The sequence below is a fragment of the Clostridium sp. CF012 genome (assembly GCF_018861755.1).
Classification (GTDB): Bacteria; Bacillota; Clostridia; order Clostridiales; family Clostridiaceae; genus Clostridium_AD.
The window spans coordinates 168,987-174,986 of the sequence record NZ_JAHLEF010000009.1; the positions used below are offsets into that span (position 1 = coordinate 168,987).

Annotated in this window: 5 protein-coding genes; 3 read left to right on the forward strand and 2 right to left on the reverse strand. The window is 30.2% G+C overall.

All coding sequences use genetic code 11. The features are described from left to right. Positions 1 to 151: 151 nt before the first annotated feature. Positions 152 to 1,510, reverse strand: a complete 1,359-nt coding sequence (locus KPL50_RS11270) for an MATE family efflux transporter (protein WP_216298564.1) — start codon at positions 1,508 to 1,510, stop codon at positions 152 to 154. A gap of 306 nt (positions 1,511 to 1,816) precedes the next feature. On the opposite strand from KPL50_RS11270, the gene KPL50_RS11275 reads away from it, so the two are divergent. Next, complete coding sequence (locus KPL50_RS11275) at positions 1,817 to 2,899, forward strand: amidase domain-containing protein (RefSeq protein WP_253200571.1); 1,083 nt, start codon at positions 1,817 to 1,819, stop codon at positions 2,897 to 2,899. 55 nt (positions 2,900 to 2,954) lie between these two features. Here the strand turns inward: KPL50_RS11275 and nagZ are convergent, their stop codons facing one another. Further along, entirely contained in the window at positions 2,955 to 4,226 is a 1,272-nt protein-coding gene (gene nagZ / locus KPL50_RS11280) for a beta-N-acetylhexosaminidase (protein WP_253200572.1), read from the reverse strand. 324 nt (positions 4,227 to 4,550) lie between these two features. On the opposite strand from nagZ, the gene KPL50_RS11285 reads away from it, so the two are divergent. Further along, on the forward strand, positions 4,551 to 5,189 hold the full coding sequence (locus tag KPL50_RS11285) for a DMT family transporter (protein WP_216298574.1): 639 nt from the start codon (positions 4,551 to 4,553) through the stop codon (positions 5,187 to 5,189). A 145-nt stretch (positions 5,190 to 5,334) separates the two neighbouring features. Continuing rightward, positions 5,335 to 5,712, forward strand: a complete 378-nt coding sequence (locus KPL50_RS11290) for a PH domain-containing protein (RefSeq protein WP_216298565.1) — start codon at positions 5,335 to 5,337, stop codon at positions 5,710 to 5,712. Positions 5,713 to 6,000 lie beyond the last annotated feature (288 nt).

Sequence of the window (6,000 nt, forward strand, 5' to 3'; positions counted from 1 at the left end):
AGATTTGACATACTAATTACTATAGTCTAAATTTTCATATGTAATTATTCCCAAAACCACAGATAAAAGTGTCTATTTGACTTCAAATCAGCTTAAAGAAATTCAATCTAATGGAATAGACATTCAAAGCCATATATTAGATCATAAGGAATTAACAAATGCCTTGTTGAATTTTCGTAAATTTATTAAATTTGCAATAAAAAAAGATAACCATAAGCAAAGCATCTATCGACCATTGCAATGCAGTAATCCACCATACCGCTGTAACTGGGTACTTTAAAATCTGTATAAAATAATATGTTAATGGCAATCTTATAATCCAGCTTGTAAAGCAAGAAATAAAAAAGGGAGTCTTAACATCTCCTAACCCCTTTAATGCACCAGCAAAGACTAGAGATATACCTATAAATGGTTGCTCTACTGCTCCAATAGCAAGGCATCTACCCGCTAAATAAGCAACTTTTTTTTCATTTTCACCCACAAAAAAATTCACCAGAAGGTCTGGCATAAATAAGAATATTATTGCAAATATACTCATCATAAATACTGCATAAAAAGCACATTTAATAGCAACTCCTTTTGCTTTTTTATAATCTTTTTTCCCAGTATTAAGCCCTACGAGTGTAATAACTGCAATGCCAAATCCGATACCAGGCATAACTGAAATTCCTTCTATCATATTAGCTATTTCATCAGCTGCAAAGGAGGCACTTCCAGATTTAATTATAATAGCAACACATATTAATTTACTAATGTTGAAGGCGGCTTCTTCCATTGAGCAGGGAATAGCTAATTTTATTATTTTTTTAATATCTTTAAAAGAAATGCTTACGATAAAAAAGTGTCTAAACGTAATTTTAGCCTTAGAAGCAGTGTAGTAAAAAGAAAAAACAAAACCACATAAATAAGCAATTGTAGAGGCTATAGCAGATCCTTCTATTCCCCTAGACTTAAACACAATGCCAAAAATCAATGAATAATTAAAAACTATTTTTATAAAAAATACAATTAAAGAACATATGAATGGTATAAAAGTGTTTCCATATCCTATTAAAATAGAATTTAAAAGTCTCATATTCATACAAAAGAATAAAGCAATGGAATTAATTTTTATAAAGGAATATCCTATTTTTAAAACTTCATTCCTAGCTCCAAGTATGTATAGAAATTGTTTTCCAAAATAATAAAATAAAATTGTGATGATTAAACAAATGCTAGCACCTAAAATATATCCTATGACAGCGAATTTCTCCGCACTCTTATACTGTCTTGCACCCACTAGTCTTGAAACTAGTGAAACAATACTTATACAAACTCCCCCCGAAATAAATATGCCTATAAATGCATTTGTCAAACTATTACTTATACCCACAGCACTTACTGCTATATTCCCACCATATTTCCCAATCATCATTAAATCGAAAATAGACATTAAGGTATATATTGTTATTTCCGCAACTACAGGTAATGAGGTATTGAGAACTTCATTGGTTGTATTTTTATTTACCATACATAAGCTACCTCACAAAAATTGATTTTCTTATTAAGTATATTAGTAAAATTCATTTTGATGAATAACTTTCCAAGATTTCAAAATAACTCATAAATTATTTTTGCAAGAAATCTTATTAATATGGAATACTAAATTAGTGCTTATTTTTATTAATTACATAACTCGGAGGTGTATAAATCTATGAGGATTTCTATTCACAAAAAATGTATGCCTATTATTATTTTATCTTTTACTTTGCTACTATGTTTACTTTTCTATAAATCGGATAATTTCTACACTAATAAAGAAATAGCTATTTCTACAATGGCTTTAATCCCTCCCGATAAAACTGAAATTACAAAAGTGCTAGAAAATATTTATAACGATCGTTGTTCCATGTTTATTACTAAAGATCTTACCAATCTTCCTAGTTATTATGATGCATCTCAAAAGCTTGGGAAGTGGAGTTTAGAGCATGAAGTGCAACGATTTAATTATTTTAACGATTGGTCAAGTCAAAGAGGTATGAATTTTATAAAAGTTGAATCTACCCCCAACGTTAGAAAAATAACTAAAACCCAAAGAGGTATCCGATTATTGGTGGATGAGTATTATAAATTTGAGTATACCTACAAAAATGATATAACACCTACTACAAATATTTTTGGCGTAGGATTAATGCATTCAATGGAACTTATGAAGAATGGTGAGAAATGGATAATTTATTCTGATTGGTATTTAGATTGCTTTGAAGATGCCCTAAAATCTTATTCAGGGAAATTAAAAGACATGAAGCTTGATAATAACAAAGAGCCTATTTATACCCTAGGTAATTGTCCTAAAATAATTTCTGAGGAAAAGACTGTGGCCAAAGGTTCTTATAATAAAATAAAAGCTGTTAAATATGCGGATAAATACTGTGGAGTGCCTTGGGCCACTGGGAGCTTAACAAAATACAATAAAAAGTACACGAACTATACCGGCAATGGAGGAAATTGCACTAATTACGTATCTCAATCAATAGGGGATATCGAAGGTGGAGGATTGAGATTTGATAGTGCTTGGCATTACCAAGGCTCTGCAGGAAGCTCAGCATGGGTTAATGCTGACGCTTTTAAAAATTATTTAATTTATAGTGGAAGAGGAAAGCTACTAGGAAAAGGAACATTTAAGCAATTAATTTCTCCCCTTCCTGGTTATCCATGTGGAGCAGTACAAAAATTGGATATTGGTGATCTTATTTGTTATGCCAAAGGTAGTGATATAGATCATTTTGCTATAGTTACAGGCTTTGATTCTCATGGATACCCTCTTGTTAACACACACACCATTGATAGATATCATGTTCCTTGGGACTTAGGCTGGGGAGATAAAAATATTAATTTTTACTTAATACATTTAAAATAAGGATACCAAATTAACGATATCCTTATTTTTATTTTTGATATCTTTCTATAACTTTTTAAAAATTACTTTTTAGTACTTCATTGATTTTATTATTTATACCCTCAACATTCACGGACTTTATTATCTCATCTTTTAATTTATATTTTTGTTTAAGGCTCAGTATTCTGTATACACTTTCATCTATCCGACTCTCAGATACCTCTCCCTTTAATAGTGAATTTTTCAGTGCGTTAATTACTTCAACTTCATTATCATATCCGTGGCACACAAGCACTATATCAGTTCCTGCCTTTACTGATTTTACTGCTGCTTCTCCAATATTATAATTTTTCACTATTGCGCCCATAGTCATGTCATCAGTGATTATAACACCCTTAAACTTAAGATTACTTCTTAAGATATCTGTAATAATTATTTTTGACAAGGAAGATGGATTTTCACTATCTATCTTAGGCAAAAGTATATGCGCAATCATTACTGCATCCGCATTATTTTTTATTGCCTGTTCAAAAGGTATTAGCTCAAAGCTCTTTAACCTTTTTAAATCATTATTTACAGAGGGTAATCCCATATGAGAATCTACCGAGGTGTCACCATGTCCTGGAAAATGTTTCACTACAGGTATAATATTTTGCGATTGAATTCCCTTCATAGTTTGAATCCCTAAGTTACTTACGATATTTACATCTGATCCAAAAGACCTGTCCCCTATAACTGGATTTTTGGGATTACTGTTAACATCAAGAACCGGTGCAAAGTCCATATTAAAGCCAAAGGAGCTTATCTCATTGGCTATTACAGCTCCTATCTTATTGGATAGTGTCTCATCATTTATTTTTCCTATTGCTTTATTCGTTGGAAATTTTTTAAACTCCGCAGGCATTCTTGTTACTCTACCACCCTCTTCATCAACAGATAAAAATAGGGGTATTTTATTTTGTAGGTTTGTACTTTTTAAAGAATTTAGCAGATTAAGTAGCTGGCTTGTATCTTGAACATTATTTGAGAATAATATTACGCCTCCTACCTTAGATTTTTGGAGGAGACTTTTAGTATTTTCATTTAAAGCATAGCCCTCAATTCCTACTACAAGCATTTGTCCTATCTTCTCATCTATAGTCATTTCACCTATTCGCTCTATGATTGGATCTATTTTTTGAGGCTCCTCTATCACTTCTAAATCTTGCGTATCATTATCTTTTACTTTCTCTTGATGTGCTGGAGTATTATTTGCATTTTGATTATTAACCTTCTTAATTATATTGCAACCAGACATAATTGGTATAATCAATATTAACATTAGAATTAGAGTAAATTTTTTAAACAATCCAAGGCCCCCTATCTTTATAATACATAAACTATAAACACAATAACTGTGTCCTTTTTTAATTATACAGAATACTTATACAGAATACTTATATAGTTTTCAAATATTTATCACAATATATGTAAATTACCCTTCTGATTTTGACCATGCATTCCTTCCGTTTATAATTATCTGTCAAAATAGGTTAAAAGGTAGTAACATTAACAATATAATATATGAAGTATTAGAAGGTGTAATTTTTTTAAGGAAACATATAGCTTGCTTAAAATATTAGCTGAATATATCCTCATAATAAGGAGTTGATATTTTGTCAAATAGAAAGATATATTTACTTTCTTTTTTACAGCCTTGAAATATACTACTGCAATAAACTCTTCACTAATAGGAGCCACAAATCCCATAATAACAACAATTTTATGTGTTATATTTTTGAAGGATAAAATAACCTTCAAAAGAGCTATTGGAATAACTCTATCATTTGCAGGTGTTTTTTTAACTATAACGAATGCAAATCCATCCACAATGCAAACCCTATCCATAAACAAAGGTGATTTATTAATGCTTATAGCTGTTTGTTTGTGGGCTGCCTACTCTATTTTTAGTAAGGTAGTTTTGCATAGATTTTCACCCCTAATACTAACCTTTTATAGTTTTTTATTTTGCAGCGTGTTCTTAATCCCTTTTGTTATATACGAAAGGCCTTGGACCTTTATCAGTCAAGTTCCCTACTACTCATTTTTAGCCGTGGTATATATGAGTATATTCGCATCTGTTATAGGATATTTAGTTCAGCAAATCTCCATCAAACAAATTGGTCCAAGCAAAACCTCAATCTTTATTAATTTAGTACCTATTTTTTCTATTATGCTTTCAGTAACCATATTAAAAGAAAGTATATCAGCAGTAAAAATTTTTACTGCACTTCTTATTATTACGGGAGTGTATATATGCCAAAAGAACTGACAATTTTATTATAAATAAAGGAATTGGGTTTTACATAGTGTATGTTTTATTATATAAATGTCATCAATCGTCATATATTAGAGGAATTATAGTACTTATGTAGAATGTATAAGTTTAAAAGTATATTTATTAGGAGGATGATTTCATGGGATTTTTAGATGGATTAATGGGCAATGCTTCTGAGGTTGATATTGATCAAGTTCAAAAGGAGTATAAGAATGTTTTGGCACCTACAGAAAGTATAGAAAAAGCATATAAGTTAATTAGAGATATGTTTATTTTTACAAATAAAAGACTTATATTAGTAGACAAACAAGGTATTACCGGTAAAAAAGTAGACTACCACTCCATCCCTTATAAAAGTATTACCCACTTTAGCATTGAAACAGCGGGAAACTTTGATTTAGATGCAGAGCTTAAAATATGGATATCTGGTACCCCGCAGCCAATACAAAAGCAGTTTAATAAAAATTTAAATATATATGAATTGCAAAGTGTATTAGCTGGATATGTTTTAAAATAAACTGCTGAGGAAATCCTATTAAGCTTAAGTAATTTAAAATAAAAAGTGCTATCTCTAAGAGGAGGCCACTGAAAAACTATAAGAAACGTCATCAATTTTGAGATGACGTTTTTTTTGAGCAATTTTTTAATTCAAAAAGGATTTTTGATGTTTATGTCGAATATGTATAGTAGGATGTGTATAGTAGGATAAAATTAAAGGAGAGAGATTATTATGCTAAAAGGACAGTTAAAAATAGAAGTTAACAAATACCATAATTTATATTCATTAATTATACCTAAAGAGAAT

Bases quoted from the DNA above. Each gene is read 5' to 3' on its own strand.
- KPL50_RS11270 (WP_216298564.1), bottom strand. From the start codon at position 1,510: ATGGTAAATAAAAATACAACCAATGAAGTTCTCAATACCTCATTACCT.
- KPL50_RS11275 (WP_253200571.1), top strand. From the start codon at position 1,817: ATGGCTTTAATCCCTCCCGATAAAACTGAAATTACAAAAGTGCTAGAA.
- KPL50_RS11290 (WP_216298565.1), top strand. From the start codon at position 5,335: ATGGGATTTTTAGATGGATTAATGGGCAATGCTTCTGAGGTTGATATT.